At 34.4% G+C, this 19053-nt stretch carries 15 protein-coding genes and 1 pseudogene; 15 read left to right on the top strand and 1 reads right to left on the bottom strand.

What is annotated here, in order from left to right:
• Positions 1-195 precede the first annotated feature (195 nt).
• From colA to ACUXEY_RS22635, 7 genes and pseudogenes are all read left to right on the top strand, one after another.
• Complete coding sequence (colA, locus tag ACUXEY_RS22665) at positions 196-3093, top strand: collagenase ColA (RefSeq protein WP_461301655.1); 2898 nt, start codon at positions 196-198, stop codon at positions 3091-3093.
• 247 nt (positions 3094-3340) lie between these two features.
• Positions 3341-3889: an NfeD family protein gene (locus ACUXEY_RS22660; RefSeq protein ID WP_088316175.1), complete on the top strand. Its 549-nt coding sequence runs from the start codon at positions 3341-3343 to the stop codon at positions 3887-3889.
• 12 nt (positions 3890-3901) lie between these two features.
• Positions 3902-5476 carry a flotillin family protein gene (locus ACUXEY_RS22655; RefSeq protein WP_166705369.1) on the top strand — a complete coding sequence of 525 codons (1575 nt, stop codon included), beginning with the start codon at positions 3902-3904 and terminating at the stop codon, positions 5474-5476.
• Positions 5477-5718: 242 nt separating this feature from the next.
• A pseudogene (locus ACUXEY_RS22650) lies at positions 5719-6753 on the top strand (HAMP domain-containing protein); the annotation flags it as partial.
• Entirely contained in the window at positions 6748-7695 is a 948-nt protein-coding gene (locus ACUXEY_RS22645) for a methyl-accepting chemotaxis protein (RefSeq protein ID WP_429602037.1), read from the top strand. The pseudogene ACUXEY_RS22650 and the gene ACUXEY_RS22645, both read left to right, overlap by 6 nt.
• 150 nt (positions 7696-7845) lie before the next feature.
• On the top strand, positions 7846-9456 hold the full coding sequence (locus tag ACUXEY_RS22640; protein WP_461301654.1) for an ATP-binding protein: 1611 nt from the start codon (positions 7846-7848) through the stop codon (positions 9454-9456).
• Positions 9456-10148 carry a response regulator gene (locus tag ACUXEY_RS22635; protein ID WP_461301653.1) on the top strand — a complete coding sequence of 231 codons (693 nt, stop codon included), beginning with the start codon at positions 9456-9458 and terminating at the stop codon, positions 10146-10148. The genes ACUXEY_RS22640 and ACUXEY_RS22635 overlap by 1 nt, the downstream gene beginning before the upstream one ends.
• 44 nt (positions 10149-10192) lie before the next feature.
• Here ACUXEY_RS22635 and ACUXEY_RS22630 read toward each other — a convergent pair whose 3' ends face one another.
• Entirely contained in the window at positions 10193-11497 is a 1305-nt protein-coding gene (locus ACUXEY_RS22630) for a CitMHS family transporter (RefSeq protein WP_166704562.1), read from the bottom strand.
• Between the two features lie 255 nt (positions 11498-11752).
• Between ACUXEY_RS22630 and ACUXEY_RS22625 the strand changes: the two genes are divergently transcribed.
• The 8 genes from ACUXEY_RS22625 to ACUXEY_RS22590 all read left to right on the top strand — a co-directional run bounded on the left by ACUXEY_RS22625 (position 11753) and on the right by ACUXEY_RS22590 (position 18913).
• Positions 11753-12007, top strand: coding sequence for a hypothetical protein (locus ACUXEY_RS22625; RefSeq protein WP_166704563.1), 255 nt, complete (start codon positions 11753-11755; stop codon positions 12005-12007).
• Between the two features lie 131 nt (positions 12008-12138).
• Complete coding sequence (locus tag ACUXEY_RS22620) at positions 12139-12642, top strand: nitrous oxide reductase accessory protein NosL (RefSeq protein ID WP_166704564.1); 504 nt, start codon at positions 12139-12141, stop codon at positions 12640-12642.
• A 292-nt stretch (positions 12643-12934) separates the two neighbouring features.
• Positions 12935-13771 carry an ankyrin repeat domain-containing protein gene (locus tag ACUXEY_RS22615; RefSeq protein ID WP_243870731.1) on the top strand — a complete coding sequence of 279 codons (837 nt, stop codon included), beginning with the start codon at positions 12935-12937 and terminating at the stop codon, positions 13769-13771.
• Positions 13772-14349: 578 nt separating this feature from the next.
• Complete coding sequence (locus ACUXEY_RS22610) at positions 14350-15054, top strand: metallophosphoesterase family protein (RefSeq protein ID WP_461301652.1); 705 nt, start codon at positions 14350-14352, stop codon at positions 15052-15054.
• A gap of 150 nt (positions 15055-15204) precedes the next feature.
• On the top strand, positions 15205-15876 hold the full coding sequence (locus ACUXEY_RS22605; RefSeq protein ID WP_001238626.1) for a response regulator transcription factor: 672 nt from the start codon (positions 15205-15207) through the stop codon (positions 15874-15876).
• Positions 15877-15887: 11 nt separating this feature from the next.
• Positions 15888-17123, top strand: a complete 1236-nt coding sequence (locus tag ACUXEY_RS22600; RefSeq protein WP_429602025.1) for a sensor histidine kinase — start codon at positions 15888-15890, stop codon at positions 17121-17123.
• Between the two features lie 205 nt (positions 17124-17328).
• Positions 17329-18150: a transporter gene (locus ACUXEY_RS22595; protein WP_166704567.1), complete on the top strand. Its 822-nt coding sequence runs from the start codon at positions 17329-17331 to the stop codon at positions 18148-18150.
• 13 nt (positions 18151-18163) lie between these two features.
• On the top strand, positions 18164-18913 hold the full coding sequence (locus ACUXEY_RS22590) for a C39 family peptidase (protein WP_429602023.1): 750 nt from the start codon (positions 18164-18166) through the stop codon (positions 18911-18913).
• The last annotated feature ends 140 nt before the right edge of the window (positions 18914-19053 follow it).

Raw genomic sequence — 19053 nt, 5'->3', positions numbered from 1 at the left:
TTCTCTTTTTAACATGTGTAAAAGGACTGTTTAATCGCTATAGATTCATAACTATTGGCGGCTAGATAAAGAGAAAATTGTTCACGATATGTACAAAATATGGGGAGAAATAATATGAAATATTGCATTTTATATTGTTGTATCCAGATTTTATGTTAAATTCGTGAATGGAATATTTGAATAGGGGGCAAGGATATGAACAAGAAATCAACAATTAATAAAGTAATGCTTAGCATTAGTACAATGGCTCTATCACTGGGGGCAATTCAAACTCATGTATCAGCAGAAGAAAAGGTGCCGTATAATGTATTGCATTCGAAACCGGTTGGAATTGAAAAGCCAGTAGATGAGATTGGGCACGTTTCTAAAGCAGAGGAGACATTATCGTTTAAAGAACGGTTAAAAGTAGGAGACTTTTCACAGCGACCAGCATCTATTATGAAGAGCTCAGAAGTAAAGCAAATGAAAGAAAGCTATTCAATGGCTGATTTAAATAAAATGAATGATCAAGAATTAGTTGAAACACTAGGAAGTATTAAGTGGAATCAAATTACAGACTTATTCCAATTCAATGAAGATGCAAAGGCTTTTTATAAAGACAAAGGAAAAATGCAAGTGGTTATAGATGAATTAGCTCATCGAGGTAGTACATTTACGAAAGATGATTCAAAAGGAATTCAAACGTTTACGGAAGTGTTACGTTCAGCTTTTTATCTTGCATTTTACAATAATGAATTAAGCGATTTAAATGAGAGAAGCTTCCAGGATAAATGTTTACCTGCTTTAAAAGCAATCGCAACAAATCCAAACTTTAAGCTCGGTACATATGAGCAAGATTCAGTTGTATCTGCATATGGTAAATTAATCAGCAATGCTTCAAGTGATGTAGAAACGGTTCAATACGCAGCTAATATTTTAAAACAATACAATGATAATCTTCGTACGTATGTAGACGATCGTATGAAAGGACAAGCTGTATACGATCTTATGCAAGGTATTGATTATGATATGCAATCGTACTTAATTGAGGCTCGTAAAGAAGCGAATGAAACGATGTGGTATGGGAAAGTAGATGGGTTTATTAATGAAATAAATCGTATCGCTCTTTTAAATGAAGTAACGCCAGAAAATAAATGGCTCGTTAATAATGGAATTTATTTCGCTAGCCGTTTAGGGAAGTTTCATAGTAATCCAAGTAAAGGATTAGAAGTTGTTACACAAGCAATGCATATGTACCCGCGTTTAAGTGAGCCATATTTTGTTGCAGTAGAACAAATTACAACAAATTATAATGGGAAAGATTATAGCGGCAATGCAGTAGATTTAGAGAAAATACGTAAAGAAGGAAAAGAGCAGTACTTACCAAAAACGTACACATTCGACGATGGATCTATCGTATTTAAAACAGGAGATAAAGTATCAGAAGAAAAAATTAAGAGACTATACTGGGCTGCAAAGGAAGTAAAAGCGCAGTATCATCGTGTAATTGGAAATGACAAAGCGTTAGAGCCAGGCAATGCAGATGATGTATTAACGATAGTGATTTATAACAGTCCAGAGGAGTATCAGTTAAATAGACAACTGTATGGATATGAAACAAACAACGGTGGAATTTATATTGAAGAAACAGGAACATTCTTTACATATGAGCGTACGCCAGAACAAAGCATTTATAGTTTAGAAGAATTGTTCCGTCATGAGTTTACTCATTATCTTCAAGGCAGATTTGAAGTGCCAGGTTTATTTGGAAGAGGAGATATGTATCAAAATGAGAGATTAACTTGGTTCCAAGAAGGGAATGCTGAGTTTTTTGCAGGTTCTACTCGTACAAATAATGTAGTACCGAGAAAGAGCATCATTAGTGGATTATCATCTGATCCTGCAAGCCGTTATACAGCAGAGCGCACATTATTTGCTAAATATGGTTCTTGGGATTTCTATAATTACTCGTTCGCATTACAATCTTATTTATACACACATCAATTTGAAACATTTGATAAAATTCAAGATTTAATTCGTGCAAATGACGTGAAAAATTATGATGCTTATCGTGAGAATTTAAGTAAAGATTCTAAACTAAATAAAGAGTATCAAGAGTATATGCAGCAGCTAATCGATAATCAAGATAAATATAATGTACCAGAAGTAGCAGATGATTATTTAGCTGAACATGCACCAAAATCGTTAATAGCAGTAGAGAAAGAAATTAGTGATACGTTACCGATGAAAGATGCAAAAATGACAAAACATAGCTCTCAATTCTTTAATACATTTACACTAGAAGGCACATTTACAGGTAATGTAACAAAAGGTGAGTCAGAAGATTGGAAAGCAATGAGCAAAAGAGTAAATGATGCTCTAGAACAACTGGCACAAAAAGAATGGAGTGGCTACAAAACTGTTACAGCATACTTCGTCAATTACCGTGTGAATAGCTCAAATCAATTTGAATATGATGTAGTTTTCCATGGTATCGCAAAAGATGACGGAGAAAATAAAGCTCCAACGGTTCATGTAAATGGTCCTTATAATGGCCTTGTAAAAGAAGGTATTCAATTTAAAAGTGATGGCTCAAAAGATGAAGATGGAACAATCGTTTCTTATTTATGGGACTTTGGAGATGGAAGTACAAGTGCAGAGGTTAATCCAGTACATGCATATGAAAGAGAAGGAACTTACAAAGTTGCTTTACTAGTAAAAGATGATAAAGGGGAAGAGAGCAGTAGCGAAACAACGGTCACGATTAAAGATGGAAGTTTAACAGAATTAGAACCAAATAATCGTCCAGAGGAAGCGAATCATATTGGGCTAAACACTACTATAAAAGGTAGCCTTATCGGCGGAGATCACACTGATGTTTATACATTTAATGTAGCATCAGCGAAAGATATCGATATTTCGGTTTTAAATGAGTATGGAATCGGGATGACATGGGTGCTTCACCATGAATCAGATATGCAAAATTATGCAGCTTACGGTCAAGCTAATGGAAATCATATAGAGGCAAAAATGAATGCAAAGCCAGGTAAGTATTATTTGTATGTATATAAATATGATAATGGCGATGGAACGTACGAATTATCAGTAAAATAAGTGCTTTTCCAATGTATGTTTAACTTTACTTTTTGTGGAAAATAGTATATTATATAGATATATAATATATCGGTTATTTACTAGGAGGAGCCTGTCACAATAGGTTTCTCCTGTTCTTTTTTAGGGGGCCTGTCTTACAGGCTTTTCTTTAAAAAATAAATAACTGAAAATTAAGAACAATAATCTTTGGAAGAGGTGGGGCATACACATAACAAAAAAGGGATTGTTTAAGAGAGGGGGATAAGAAATGGTTTTGTTTGGTTATCCACTTGAGACAATTTATTTATATGGATTTATTATTGCTACTATACTCACTGTAATTTATATCTTTTTTGGAGATATATTTGAATCCATATTTAGTTTTGGAGGCGGATCGGTATCCGTTGTTACTTTATTACTTAGTTTCTTCGCCATGTTATGTGGACTTAGTTATATAGGAGAATATTTATTTTCCTTTAATAGCATTCTTATTTTCGGGGCTGCATGTGCTATATCCTTTATTGGTGTATTCATAATGAAAATACTAATTTTAAAGCCGATTGCAGAAGCAGAACAAAATACTGTGCAACGTATGGATGAATTCATTGGTTGCAAGGGAGAAGTCATTACGACAATTCCTACAGAAGGATTTGGAGAAGTATTAATCTCCTCTCAATTTGGAAGTAATGCAATTCCAGCTAAAACAATTGGGAGAAAAGATATTTCACAAGGAACTGAAGTTATTATCGAGGGAGTCCAAGATGGTGTTTTGCTTGTACAAAACATCGCTTATTCTTTAAAAAAACCAAAATTATAAGGGGGAATTTACATGACGATTCCATTAATTATTGGTGGAGTTTTACTCGCAATTTTAATTCTACTCATTTTAGTATTCATTACGAAGTATAGAACAGTTGGCCCAGATGAAGCATTAATTGTTACAGGGAACTGGCTTGGTGGCGGGAAAAATGTAGTTACCACTGATGATGGAAAGAAGATTAAGATTATTCGCGGTGGCGGTACTTTCGTAGTTCCAATTATGCAAAGAGCAGAGCCTTTAAGTCTATTAAACTACAAATTAGAAGTTGGTACACGTGATACGTATACAAAGCAAGGTGTTCCGATTACAGTAAACGGTGTTTCTATTATTAAAGTGGGATCTACCATTGAAGAAGTTTCTACAGCAGCTGAACAATATTTAGGAAAAGAAACAGAAGAGTTAAAGATAGAAGCAAAAGAAGTTTTAGAAGGTCATTTACGTGCGATTTTATCTTCTATGACAGTAGAAGATGCCTATAGTAATAGAGAGCAATTTGCTCAAAAGGTGCATGAAGTAGCTTCTACAGATTTGAAGAAGATGGGTCTTCGCATCGTTTCCTTTACAATTAAAGAAATTATGGATAAGAACGGTTACTTAGATGCACTTGGTCAGCCGCAAATTGCGACAGTTAAGCGTGATGCAACTATTGCGAATGCAGAGCGTGAAAAAGAAGCTCGTATTGAGAAAGCTCGTGCTGAGAAAGAAGCGAAAGAAGCTGAATATCAACGTGATGCCCAAATCGCTGAAGCTGAAAAACATAAAGAGTTAAAAGTACAATCTTATAAGAGAGAGCAAGAACAAGCTCGAGCAGACGCGGATCTTTCTTACGAATTACAACAAGCGAAAGCACAACAAGGTGTTACAGAAGAGCAAATGCGCGTTAAAATCATTGAGCGTGAGAAACAAATTGAATTAGAAGAAAAAGAGATTGCGCGTCGTGAGAAGCAATACGATGCAGAAGTAAAGAAAAAAGCAGATGCAGATCGCTATGCTGTTGAGCAATCAGCGGAAGCAGAAAAAGTGAAGCAAATTAAAAAGGCAGATGCGGATCAATATAAGATTGAAGCTGAAGCGAGAGCTCGTGCAGAAGAAGTACGTGTAGAAGGTTTAGCGAAGGCGGAAATCGAAAAAGCGCAAGGTCAAGCAAAAGCAGAAGTGCAAAAAGCACAAGGTACAGCGGAAGCAGATGTTATTAGATTAAAAGGTTTAGCAGAAGCAGAAGCGAAACAAAAAATTGCAGAGGCATTTGAATTATATGGTCAAGCAGCAATTATGGATATGGTTCTTAAAATGCTTCCAAGTTATGCGAAGGAACTTGCAAGCCCACTTAGCAATATTGATAAAATTACAGTTGTCGATACAGGCGGCGGTGGTAAAAATAGCGGCGCCGGAAAAGTTGCAGGTTATGCGACTGATTTAATGGCAACGATGCAAGAAACATTAAAAGCCTCTTCTGGTATTGATTTAAAAGAGTTACTAGAAGGATTTGCTGGCAAAGGAGCAGTACAACAATTATCAAACGATAAACCTGTTGTATCTGTAGTAGAAGATGAGAAAAAAGAAGTAGAAAAAGATAAAGAATAGTATAGTGGGAAGAACCTCTAGTAAGTGAGATACTAGAGGTTCTTCTGTGAATTATAATATTTAGAATAATTTACATTTTTATATATTGTTTTAATTATTTAATTTATATAGAATGAAAAAGGTATGTATTAATTCTTTAATAGAAAAAGAGATAAAGAGTTGATACTTTTTAATCGTATAATTTATATAAAGAAATTAAATGTAATATAATTACATTTAAAACGGTATGGAGGGGTAGAAATATGTTTCAAGGGAAATTAAGAAGAAGTAGTTTAAAAGCAAAGTTACTTGTATCATTTGTTATTGTTTTAATTCTTCCAAGTATTGTAATTGGTTGGACGTCTTATCAACAAGCGAAGACAAATTTTAATGAAACAATCTTACAATCAGCGGAAGATAACGTAAAGATTTTAAATAATGTTATTAACAAAGAGATAGACAGTAAAAAGGTAGACGTAGTATATTTTACAAAGTTATTTAATGGAGTAATTTACGGCACTGATCAGCTTCAAAATGTGCAAAATAAATTAGAAGAATATAATAAATTACATCCAGAAATAGAAGCAATTTATACGGGGGCTAGTACGGGACAATTTATTCAATCACCGTCTATTCAAATGCCAGATGGGTATAATCCTACCGAAAGAGATTGGTATAAAGAAGCAGCGAAAAAAAGCGAAGAAGTGGTTATCACAGCCCCATATAAGTCAAGTACAACAGGGAATATTGTTATTACAATAGCAAAACAGAATGAGGATAAAAGTGGTGTTCTCGGTATTGATTTAATTATTAATGATATTGTAAATACTTCAAAAATGGTCAATATCGGTAAAAAAGGATATGTAGCAATCTTCGACCAATCTAAACATGTAATAGCACATCCCACGATGAAACCAGGTGACAAAATAGAAGAAAAACTTGAGAAGGAATTGTACAAACAGGAAACAGGTGATTTTAAATTCAAACTCGATGGTGATGATCGTAATGTTACCTTTATAACAAATAAGCAGACTGGATGGAAAATAGCAGGAATTATGCCTTCAAAAGAAATTATTGAAGCGGCTGAACCCATTTTCTATAAAACGATAACTGTTATTGGTATTTCATTAATAATTGGTGGGATTTTAATTTACTTCATAATTGCTTCCATTATTACTCCGTTAAAACAACTTGTTATATCATCGAAAAAGATTAGTGAAGGTGATTTAACAGAATCCATTACAGTTCATTCTAAAGATGAAATTGGACAGCTAGGAGAAAGTTTTAACGAGATGGCAACATCGTTACAGAAGGTCATTTCCAATATAAACACTTCAGCAGGCCATGTAGCAGCATCTTCAGAAGAATTAACAGCTAGTATGAAGCAGACAAGTGAAGCGACGGAACAAATTACACAGGCAATTGAGCAAGTGTCTAGTGGAGCGGAAATACAAACGAAAGAAGTCGAAGAAGGCGCAACATTATTAGAAGAAGTTACAGAAGGAATTCAGCGTGTTGCAGATAGTTCTTCATTAGTATCCACAGCATCTATGTATACGAAGAAAAAGGCCGAAGATGGTGGGAAGTTAGTTGATCAAACTGTCAATCAAATGCAATTAATCCATGATTCTGTTTCACAATCAGATAAAGTGATTGTTTTATTAGATGATAAATCGAAACAAATTGGAGCAATCCTTGAGGTGATTCAACATATTGCAGAGCAGACAAATTTATTAGCGTTAAATGCTGCGATTGAGGCTGCAAGAGCTGGAGAGCAAGGAAGAGGATTTGCAATTGTAGCAGATGAAGTGCGAAAGTTAGCAGAACAATCAGGACAGTCTTCTACGGAAATCGGAAAACTAGTAAAAGAGATACAATTTGACATAAAAGAAACAGTAAGCTCTATGAAGCAAGTTGGGACAGAAGTACAATCAGGACTTGTAGTTGCAAATGAAACGAAGCAAAGCTTTGCTGAAATATTGAAGTCTACAGATGATACAGTTGTACAAATTGATAGTATGGTAGAAGTAGCGAAACAAATGACAGTAGATGCAAAACAAGTTAGTGCATCTATTAATGAAATTGCAGCTACGATTGAAGAAAATGCAGCAAGTGTTCAAAATATTGCCGGCTCTTCAGAAGAACAATTAGCTTCAGTAGATGAAATCAATGCAGCAGCAGTTCATTTATCGCAAATGGCAGAAGAATTACAAGAGATGATTGGTAAGTTTAAAGTGTAATAACCATATTAAGAAACGAGGTAGTAATTGTACTTCGTTTCTTTTTTTATGAAGAGAAAAAGAAAGAAATATAGAGTAACCGTGTTATGATTAAGTATAATTAAAGAGACTGTATATTCTTTAAATTCTATCTTTAATCATGTTAGGGGAATGGTTTTGAAATTTAAAAAATTAAAACTCCAACCGAGAATTACATTAACTATAAGTACACTTATTTTAGTTGTACTTATGCTAACGAGTTATTTATTTTATTACATATTATCTGAAACGGTAGAAGAGCAAATTGGCAAACGGGCTTTGCATGTTGCGAAAACAGTTGCTGCTATACCTGAAATAACGGAAGCTTTTCAAAAAGAAAACCCAGCTTCTATCATTCAACCAATTGCAGAAAAAATTCGAATTGATACAGACGCTGATTTTATTGTAGTTGGAAATAAAGAGGGGATTCGATATGCACATCCTAAGCGAGATAAAATAGGAGAAGCAATGGTTGGTGGAGATAATAAAGGAGTTCTGTTGGAAGGGAAATCTTATGTTTCGAAAGCAACTGGATCATTAGGACCTTCCTTACGCGGGAAAGTTCCAATCCGTAATCAGGAGAATGAAATTATTGGTGTGGTGTCCGTTGGATTTTCGATGGATGATATTCATGGAGCGGTAGAAGTGTATGGAAAGCGTGTATTTTGGATTACAGTAATAGGTCTTTTAATCGGGATAATTGGTTCTATATATTTAGCGGGAAGTATAAAAAGAATGATGTTTGGGATGGAGCCAGAGGAAATTTCATCTTTATATGAAGAGCATAGTACAGTGATTCAATCTGTACGTGAAGGGATTATTGTTATTGATCAAAACGGCATGATTAGTTTAGTCAATCAAGCAGCTTATGATATTCTTTCGCTAGATGAACAACGAAATATTATTGGAGAATTTATTTTAAATGTAATTCCTAATTCAACGATACTAGATGTGCTTCAAACTGGTGAAGAACAGTTTGATCGTCAATTAAATATAAAAGGGCAGGCTGTTATTGCGAACCGCCTACCTATTAAAGTGAAAAATAAAGTAACTGGCGTTGTATCGAGTTTACGTTTGAAATCTGAAATGGATCAGTTAACAGCAGAGTTATCTCAGACGAAGCAATATACAGAGGCATTACGAGCGCAAACGCATGAGTATAACAATTTGTTGTATACGCTTTCAGGTCTTATTCAGTTAGAATCATATGAAGATGCTTTAGAGCTTATTCATAAAGAAACAGCGGTATATCAAGATTTTGTTCAATTTATTATGAAGCGAATTCAAAATCCGTGGTTAGGTGGAATTTTAATTGGATTCTATAATAGAGCGCGAGAGTTGAAGATTGATTTTATGCTAGATCGAGAAAGTAGCTTAGATAAATTAAGCCCACACATTGAGAGTAATTACGTCGTTTCTATTTTAGGAAATTTAATTACGAATGCATTTGAAGCAATTGAAAGAAATGAAGAGAATGATAAGAAGGTAAGAATGTTTGTAACTGATATCGGAGAAGAAATAGTAATTGAAGTGGAAGATTCAGGACAAGGGATTCATGATGAAGTCATTACTAGCATATTCTATAAAGGCTTCTCGACGAAAGAGGGTGGGAAGCGAGGCTATGGATTAGCAAAAGTGAAAGAGTTAGTGGAAGATTTAAATGGAAGTATCGCAATAGAAAAAGGGGATTTAGGTGGTGCATTATTTATTATTGCATTACCAAAAGAGAGAGGCGAATTGTAATGGGTGAGGAGATTGAAGTATTGATTGTAGAAGATGATATTCGAATTGCAGATATTCATCGGCGTTTTACTGAAAAGGTTGAGGGATTTAAAGTCATTGGAACAGCAACGACTGGAGAACAAGCGAAAGAATGGCTCGATCTTGTGAAGCCGCAGCTCGTTTTATTAGACGTGTACTTACCTGATATGCAAGGAACGGAACTTGTCACGTATATTAGGCATAATTTACATGATACAGATATTATTATGATTACAGCTGCATCAGAAACAGATGTAGTGAGGCACGCTCTACGAGGCGGAGTAACAGATTATATCGTAAAGCCACTTATGTTTGATCGATTTAAGGCAAGTTTGGAAAGTTATAAAAAAAAGATTGTACAATTAAAGAAAAGTAATCAATTATCTACAGAACAAATAGAACATTTATGGTCTCAAAGAGGCGTAAAGGGAAATGAAATAGAATATGTTCCGAAAGGTATAGACCCTTTAACTTTAGCAAAAATAAAAAAGCATATGTTAACAGTTGATGAAGAAGGTATTACGGCAGAAGTGTTAAGCTCAATGGTTGGGGTAAGCCGATCAACAGCGAGGCGCTATTTAGAGTATTTAATATCTAGAAAGAAAGTACATGCGGAGCTTACATATGGGAGTGTTGGGAGACCAGAAAGAAGGTATTTTCTTGTTTCTTCATAATAAAAAAACAGTAGAGGATATGTGTCCGCTACTGTTTTTTTATCTTATATTGGAATAATCCCAATTACAATTCCAGTAATCAACATCACCATTGTCGTTCCAACTGCCCACAATAAAGTGAAGCGTTGATGTTCACCAAAATCAACTTTGGCCATTCCGACTAATAAATAAGTGGATGCGACAAGAGGACTTAATAAGTGAACAGGTTGACCAAGTAATGAAGCGCGTCCCATTTCAGCTGCACTAATTCCGTAAGCAGCGGCAGCTTTCGTTAAAATAGGTAATACGCCGAAGTAAAATGCATCATTGGACATGAAAAATGTGAACGGCATACTAAGAAGTGCTGTAATAATTGGTAGTTGTGGTCCAAGAGCGTCTGGTATAAGAGTGACTACACTTTGAGCCATTGCATCTACCATTTTTGTTCCTGATAAAATACCAGTGAAAATTCCAGCGGCAAATACGAGAGAAACAACCGCTAATACGTTTCCTGCGTGAGAAGCAATACGTTCTTTCTGTTGTTCTAAGTTCGGATAGTTAAGCATAACAGCAATTGCGAAAGCAATTGTAAATAAAACAGGTAACGGCATAACTTCTAGTATGAGACAGACAAGTAAGGTAGCAGTTAATAAAAAGTTAATCCATAGCAGTTTAGGGCGTTTATGAACAGCAGTTTCAACTGTGGCAGCTTGCTCATCCATCGTTTGCATTTGTTTTAAATATTGTACATCCATAATACCTAAACGCTTTCTTTCTTTTTTGCCAAGGTAGTAAGCGACGAAAACGACCCAAATGGCACCAGCGATCATTCCTGGTATAAGTGGTGTAAAGAGCTCTGATGCGTCTAGTCCAAGAGCACTCATAACCCGAGCTGTCGGTCCGCCCCACGGTGTAAGATTTGTCACGCCTGCTCCTAACATAACAACCCCAGCTAATATAAGTGGATTCATTCCAAGGCGTTTATATAGTGGGTACATTGCGGAAACAGTAATCATATATGTTGTTGTTCCATCCCCATCTAATGAAACGATAATTGTAAGAATCGCTGTACCAACAACAATTTTTAAAGGATCTCCTTTTACAAATTTCAAAATCCGACTAATGACAGGATCAAATAAACCGCTATCAATCATAATTCCAAAATACAAAATAGCAAACATAAGCATAATACCAGTAGGTGCTAGTTTTTGGATGCCTTCTAACATCATAGGTCCCATATTTGCATAAAAACCACCAATTAATGCGAAAGTAATTGGAATTAATATTAACGCGACTAGTGCAGACATACGTTTCGTCATAATTAAAAACATAAAGACAAATACCATTGCAAATCCAAGTAGTGCTAACATGTAATATCCCCCTCAAAAAAATGATTGCGCTTTCAAAATGTAATGAAAATTCAGAAAAAACTTTTTTTATTTATCATAAAAGCATCCATCTAAATGGTAAATAATTTGAAAAATAACATCATTAGAAGCATAATTTTTATTTTGGTCATTTTGTTCACGGGAGTTAATTTGAATTTTTAAAAAGTAAGCTGCTCTCCATAAGAATGGTAGAATAAGATGAAAATATTGAAGTGTGACATAGGGAGTAGATTTTATATGAAAAAGAGAATGGAAGAGATTTATAGTTCTTATGAAGGAACAGTAGAAGAAATTTTTGTTAATAAATCTTCTTACGTATATGAGTGGGAAAAATTAATGATGATCCGAAAAAATAACGGTGAACTTGAAAAAGTTGCGGTCGGTATCAGTGGAAATATAAGACTAGTAAATGTAGTTGCAGGGCAGCAAATTAATACAGAAACGTTATTAGTTACGTTAGAAGACGATTTATTAATTACAGGTTGTGAATGATGAGAGATGTGTAGAAATGACTACACATCTTTTTTGTTCCATATATTACAAAAGCCACATTGTTTTTTCACAAATCGCACACAAGTTTTTGATATGCTCCTTGTAGAAGATACGGTTAGGGAGGAAATCAAATGAGAACAAAGTATGTGATGCTTGTTATATGCTTATTCCTTGTCTTTACAATAGTAGGATGTGGTAAGAAACGAGCAGAGGCTGTGGCAATTGATGAGAATCATGATAAGTGTGATATTTGCCAAATTGGGGTAATGGATAATCAATTTGCAACAGAAGTCATTTTAGAAAATGGAAAAGCGTTAAAGTTTGATGATATCGGTTGTATGTATAAATGGATGGAGATTAATCCAGGTGAAAAGACGAAAGAAAAATTTGTTCGAGATTATGATTCGAAAGATTGGGTTTCGTTAGAAGACGCTACTTATGTATATGATAAAACAATTACAACACCAATGGCTTACAATGTCATTTCATTCAAAAATAAAAAAGATGCGAAGAACTTTGTATCTAACTATAAGGGGAAAGTTCTTTCGTATAAAGAGCTAGCAGAGCATAAATGGGAAATGAATAAAGAAATGATGGGTAATCCTAAAAAGGGAAATCACGGTGGTCATCATTAATACTAGAAAGAGACAACTATATAGTTGTCTTTTTTAGTATTACTCAAATGCAAATATAGAAAAGGTGTAAAATTTTTAGAAGAACGGTTACAATGGAATATAGTAACCTAAAGCAATCATGTATGTACTTTTTAGAAATGTATACAAATGCGGTAAAATCATGCTAAACTAATTGCTTCGCTAAGATAGGTTGAGAAACATAGGTATAAGTTTAGATAATCCGATTAAAGAAGGAATATAAAGGGCTTATGGATAAATGTAATCAGGAAGAGTTATTGTATGTGATGGAGGAATGGTTAAGAAAACATTATCTTTCATAGGAGCTGTAGTTGTGAGAAAACAAAAAATTTTATTATGTATGTTATTAGGACTTTTAATGACGGTAGTGGCTTGCGATAAGCAAGAGGAGCCAGAATCGAAACCGGTTCATGTGAAAAACGAAAAGAAAAAAGAAAAGCATAAAGAACAGGAAGAATCTAAAGAAGAAAAAAGTATAAATTTAATGGACAAACAGTTGCTACTTTCTGCGACTCTTGGAGACACAGAAACAGCTATGAAGCTGATTCAAGATGGAGCCAATATAAATGTAGAAGGTGACAACGGAGAAACGCCTATCCTTGCAGCAACGTATCAAAATCACGTAGAGACAGTTAAAGCGTTAATTGGTGCAGGTGCTAATATTGAAAGTAAAGATGAGAAACAAAGTAATCCATTTCTTTATGCAAGTAGAGAAGGATATACAGACATTGTAAAGCTACTAATTAATGCAGGGGTTAATACGAAAGAAATTACTAAATCAGGTGGAACAGCACTCATTTCTGCATCTGAACGTGGCCATGTAGAGGTCGTAAAAGAATTGTTAGAGCATACAGATATTGATGTGAATTATAGAAATGCTCGTGGTGGAACAGCTTTAGTAGAAGCAATCATATTAGGAAATGGTAGTGAAAATCATAAGAAAGTAATTCAAATGCTTATTGACCACGGGGCAGATGTAAATATGGCCAATAAGGAAAATATTACGCCATTGCAATATGCTGAAAAAAGGGGTTTTAAAGATATTGCAAATATGTTGAGGGTAGCTGGAGCGAATGAAGTAGTACAGCCACAACTACAACCGGTGGAATAACAAGTATGAAATAATCCCATTTAGATAGACAGAATGAAGAAGTCATTTCGTATGATGGATTCAGTAATGTGTATGTAAATGGGATTTTTGTTTTGAACAAGTTATTTGAGGGGAGGGATAGATACATAGTAAAAGGAATAATAAAGTGTGTAAATGAAACATGGCAATAAGAGAAAGCCGTATCCTAAAAAAAGGATACGGCTTTCTTTAAAAGGAGATAAGGGATCCAAAAAATGAAGAAGTCTTATCTCTTTTATATGAGTAAAGAGTCTAGAATGAATCTTGTCCTTTTCATTATTTGTTTAACTCCATTGCAACTTGTTTCCCATTTACGAAAACCTCTGCCAATGCTACTACAACTTCCATCACTTTTTTCATGTCTCATCTCTCCTTGTTTTTTGTTTCATTTCTTACTTTTAGTATAAGGAAATATAGCAATTGCAACTATCGAATTGGATGACAAGAGACTTACATTGTTGTAAGCATAATCGTTTTGTTTGTAATAAATATGAGTTCAGAAATTTCTGTTGTTTTGAACTATAATTAGAAAGAGAGTGGTTTAGAAAGAAGGGGATAATATGAAAAGAATTCTTGTTATTAGTGATATTCATGGAGAAATAGAAAAGTTCGAACAGTTATTAGAAGAAACTCAATACGACGCAAGACAGGATCAATTGATTTTATTAGGGGATTATGTAGATCGTGGTCCAAATGCGCGTGCAGTAATTGAAAAGGTAAAAGCGTTAAAAGAAGAGGGAGCCCTCGTTCTAAAGGGCAATCATGAAGATATGATGATTAAAGCGTTAACGACGGATGAGGAACGTTCATGGAACCATTGGGTAAAAAGGAATGGTGGAGATAAGACTTTATACAGCTATGGCTTTGTAGAAGAAGATATTGTGGTCAATGAGGAAGCCTTCCGAAAACCAATGTTACAATCTCATGTTTTAGAGGAACATGTAAAGTTTATTCAAGAATTAGATCATTACGTTGAGACAGAAGAGTATATATTTGTACATGCTGGTGTTGAGCCATTGAAGCGAGTTTCGGAATGTGAACTATATAAGTTAATGTGGATTCGTAATGAGTTTCATAATGGATACAGTGGTGAAAAGGTTGTTGTATTTGGCCATACGGAAACAAAAACACTTCATGGTAGTGAGAATTGCAGCGTGTATTTTGGTAGTAATCGTATTATAGGGATTGATGGCGGTGCTGTATATGGTGGCCAGTTAAATTGTTTAGAATTGCCGAGTAAAAAGGTATACGTAGTAAAAAGTTGAAAGAGATGAGGGGAATCTTATTTCTTTCAATTTTTTATTAAGCAAAATTTAAGGAAGAGCTTTTATAATAAATCTTCCCAATTTTATATCGGAAAAAACGTTAAAATGTAATTATAAATAGAATTGAACAATATGGTGGAAGGTGAGAATATGCGCTTACTCGTAGTAGAAGATAATGCTTCTTTATTAGAGTCTATTGTCCAAATATTACGTGATGAATTTGAAGTAGATACAGCATTGAATGGAGAAGATGGATTATTTCTAGCGTTACAAAATATATATGATGCCATTTTGCTTGATGTGATGATGCCAGAAATGGACGGTTTTGAAGTAATTCAAAAAATACGTGATGAAAAGATTGAAACACCAGTCCTATTTTTGACAGCGAGAGATTCTCTAGAAGATCGCGTGAAAGGCTTGGATTTTGGTGGCGATGATTATATCGTTAAGCCATTTCAAGCTCCAGAGTTAAAAGCGAGAATTCGTGCTTTATTACGACGAAGCGGTAGTTTAACAACAAAGCAGACTATTCGTTATAAAGGGATTGAGCTGTTCGGAAAAGATAAAGATGTTCAAGTAGATGGACAAAGTATGAAGCTAACATTAAAACAATATGAGCTTCTAGAGTACCTTGTTCAAAATAGCGGAAAGATTTTAATGCGTGAACAAATTTTTGATCGTGTTTGGGGATTTGATTCAGATACGACAGTAGCAATTGTAGAAGTGTATGTACATCATTTACGTAAAAAATTAGAGCCATTCGGTTATCAGAAAGATATTCAAACCGTTCGAGGTATTGGATATATATTAAAAGAACAATGAAAAAGGGAAGTATGTTTCAGAAGACGCGCATTCGATTGACTATATTGAATTCATTAGTATTTATCATTTTGATAGGTGTATTAGGTAGTATTATTTATTCGTACACATATAAGCGTATTTATAGTGGAGTAAATGAATCAATAGCAAAAGCCGTTCAACATAGAGAGAATGCAAATGATAAAAAACTAACTAAAAAAATGAGGGGATATCCTCCAATTGGGGATCCGAGGATAATGGAGTTAACTTGGAGTGGAAACACAGTGGAGATAGATGTTGAAAACGGCAAAAGACGTTTACTCTTTGAAGACAATTTAGGAAAGTTTTCGCCAAAGAAATTAGGAACTTTGCAAGATATAGAAGTGCAAGGGATATATTTTAGAACGTTTGCATTTCAACAAGATGGAAAAATAGTTCAAATCGTACGCGATATAACAGCTGAAAAAGACATGTTAAATACTTTATTTTTAATTCTTGTTATAGGGTGTAGCGTAGGAAGTTTATGTGCAATAGGAATTGGATTTTTTTTAGCTGGCAGGGCGCTCGTACCCATTCAAAATTCATGGGAAAAACAGCAGCAATTCGTTTCGGATGCATCGCATGAATTAAGGACACCACTTGCGGTTATTCAATCCAAAACAGATATATTATTTCAATCACCATCTGCGACAATAGAAGAAAAAGCGATGGATATTTCTACGATTTCAAAGGAGTGTAGACGATTATCTAAGCTTGTAGCTAATTTATTATTGTTAGCACGTTCAGATTCTAATCAAATTGAGATGGATAAGAAAACATTTGAAATGGATACATTGTTAGAAGAAATAGTAGATCCATATAAGGAAATTGCGTCATATCAAGAAAAAGAGATGATATTGAGAGTAGAACATGATATATCATTTACGGGTGATAGAGAGAGAGTTCATCAAATGATGGTCATATTGTTAGATAATGCGATGAAGTATACGAATGAAGGTGGGCATATTCAAATTGATTGTATGCAAACGAACAGTTCGATTCGTATACGAGTAAACGATGATGGGATAGGAGTGAAAGATGAGGATATCCCAAAACTATTTAATCGTTTTTATCAAGGAGATAAAGCGAGAAGTGCGTCAGAAGGAGCTGGATTAGGTCTTTCAATTGCAAATTGGATTGTAGAAAAGCATTATGGAAAAATATTAGTAGAGAGCAAATGGGGAGAGGGCGCTTGTTTTGAAGTGATTCTTCCGAAAAACCAAAGGATATAAGTGAGAAGACGATCTTGTTTTACAAGGTCGTCTTTTTTTAAGGGAAAGTTAAGAAACTATTTATAACATGTATGATATACAGAAAGTTAGCCCTATGAAGAAGCGATTATAAAAAGGGATTTGAGCAGATTATATCAATCATAACGTTATTTCGATTATGTATAGGGAATGATGGAAAAGAGAGTGTAAGAGGGAGGAATTAATTTTGAAAAAGAAAATGATGACGGTATTCACTATTGGAGTAATGAGTTTAAGTATATTAGGCGGTGCCTCTCCTTCTGAAACATCAAAAGGAAAGACAAATTACACGCAGCGCAGTAAAGAACAATTAAACAATGGAAAGATACATGCGGTGCATACAGAAGAAAAGGCGGAGAATCTAGGGATTGAAACGGAAGGGAAAGAACAAATTACGCTAGAAAAAGAAATCCATGAAACAGAAGTAGGAAGGGAAGCAGAACAGTTAGGAATTTCGATTGAAGGAAAAGATGTTGGAACTCTTTCAGAAGAAATCTATGAAACAAAAATAAAGCAAGAAGCGTTAAAGCTAGGCATATCTATAGAGAATACAACGATTGTAAATTTAATTAATCAAATTAATACGATTAAAATTAACGATGAAGCGGATAAATTAGGCATCTCGATAAATGGAAAAGAAATGGAGGACATTGAGGAAGAAATCTATGGAACGAAAGTAAGAGAGGAAGCAGGGAAGTTAGGTATTTCCCAAAAAGGAAAAGAGATAGAAACGTTAGCACAAGAAGTGTATGAACAAAAAGTACAGGAAGAAGCAAAAAAATATCATATTGATTTGTATGGGAAAGATATATATCAAGTATTAAAAGAAATTAATGAGCAAAAAGTATTACAAATGGCAGATGAGCTTAATATGGATAAAACGAATATGAACGTTCAAGAATTAGCCGAAAAAATAAAAAAAGATCAGCCTGAAAAAGGAAAAGAACTAAATTTTATACCGGTGATTCGCACGGATGCTGACGCGTTTTATTCTTATTTAACGAACTAAAAAGGGCGTGAGAGTGATACGAAGATGGAAGTGGTATATATGTATGGCTTTACTAGCTATAGCAGCATGGAATATATATACAAATGGAATAACAAAGTATGTGGAGAAGTTAACATTCTTCCATATACGAAGCGGAAAAGAAGCGGAGTTTAGTAATAATGATGAAAAGGTTATCTTATCAAATGTACCTTTAATTCAGCAATTACCAGAGCTAGATAGGGGCTGCGAAGTAACAAGTTTAGCGATGCTGTTACAATATGCAGGTGTTAAAGCGGATAAAATGAAATTAGCAAATGAAATAAAGAAAGTTGATTTTATGAATGATGGTGTACGTGGGAATCCGAATGAAGGATTTGTAGGGAATATTTATACCTTTTCTGAATCTGGATATGGTGTATATCATGGACCACTATTTCAATTAGCGAAACAGTATTTACCTAATAAAGCTGTAGACTTAACAGGGAAGAATATAGAAGAACTTTATAAGAGTGTAAAATCAGGACAACCGGTAGTTATGATTACAAATGCAACATTTGCGCCATTAGATGAAGATGAATTTACTACATGGGAAACAAATAGTGGAGATGTTTCTATTACGTATAATGAACATTGTGTAGTACTTATTGGATATGATCAGGAATCTGTATATATTCGGGATCCACTTAAGGATAGCTTAGATGTAAAAGTGCCGAGAGAAAAATTTGAACAGGCATGGGTGCAAATGGGTAGTCAGGCGATTAGTTATGTGAAAAGCTCCAAATGAATTAGTAAGGAAAGAGATGTAAGGAATTGTAAGCGGATTTTTTGTAGGCGTTTTTTTGTAAAGAAATAAGAGAACTTGAGCTTATTATATAAGCTCAAGTTCTCTTATTTCTTATGATTAAATCTTTAGAAGTAGTGAAT

Source organism: Bacillus sp. F9_6S_D1_P_5, assembly GCF_054823925.1.
The sequence above is the reverse complement of the archived record's forward strand: the minus strand, read 5'-3'. Positions and strand labels throughout refer to the sequence as shown.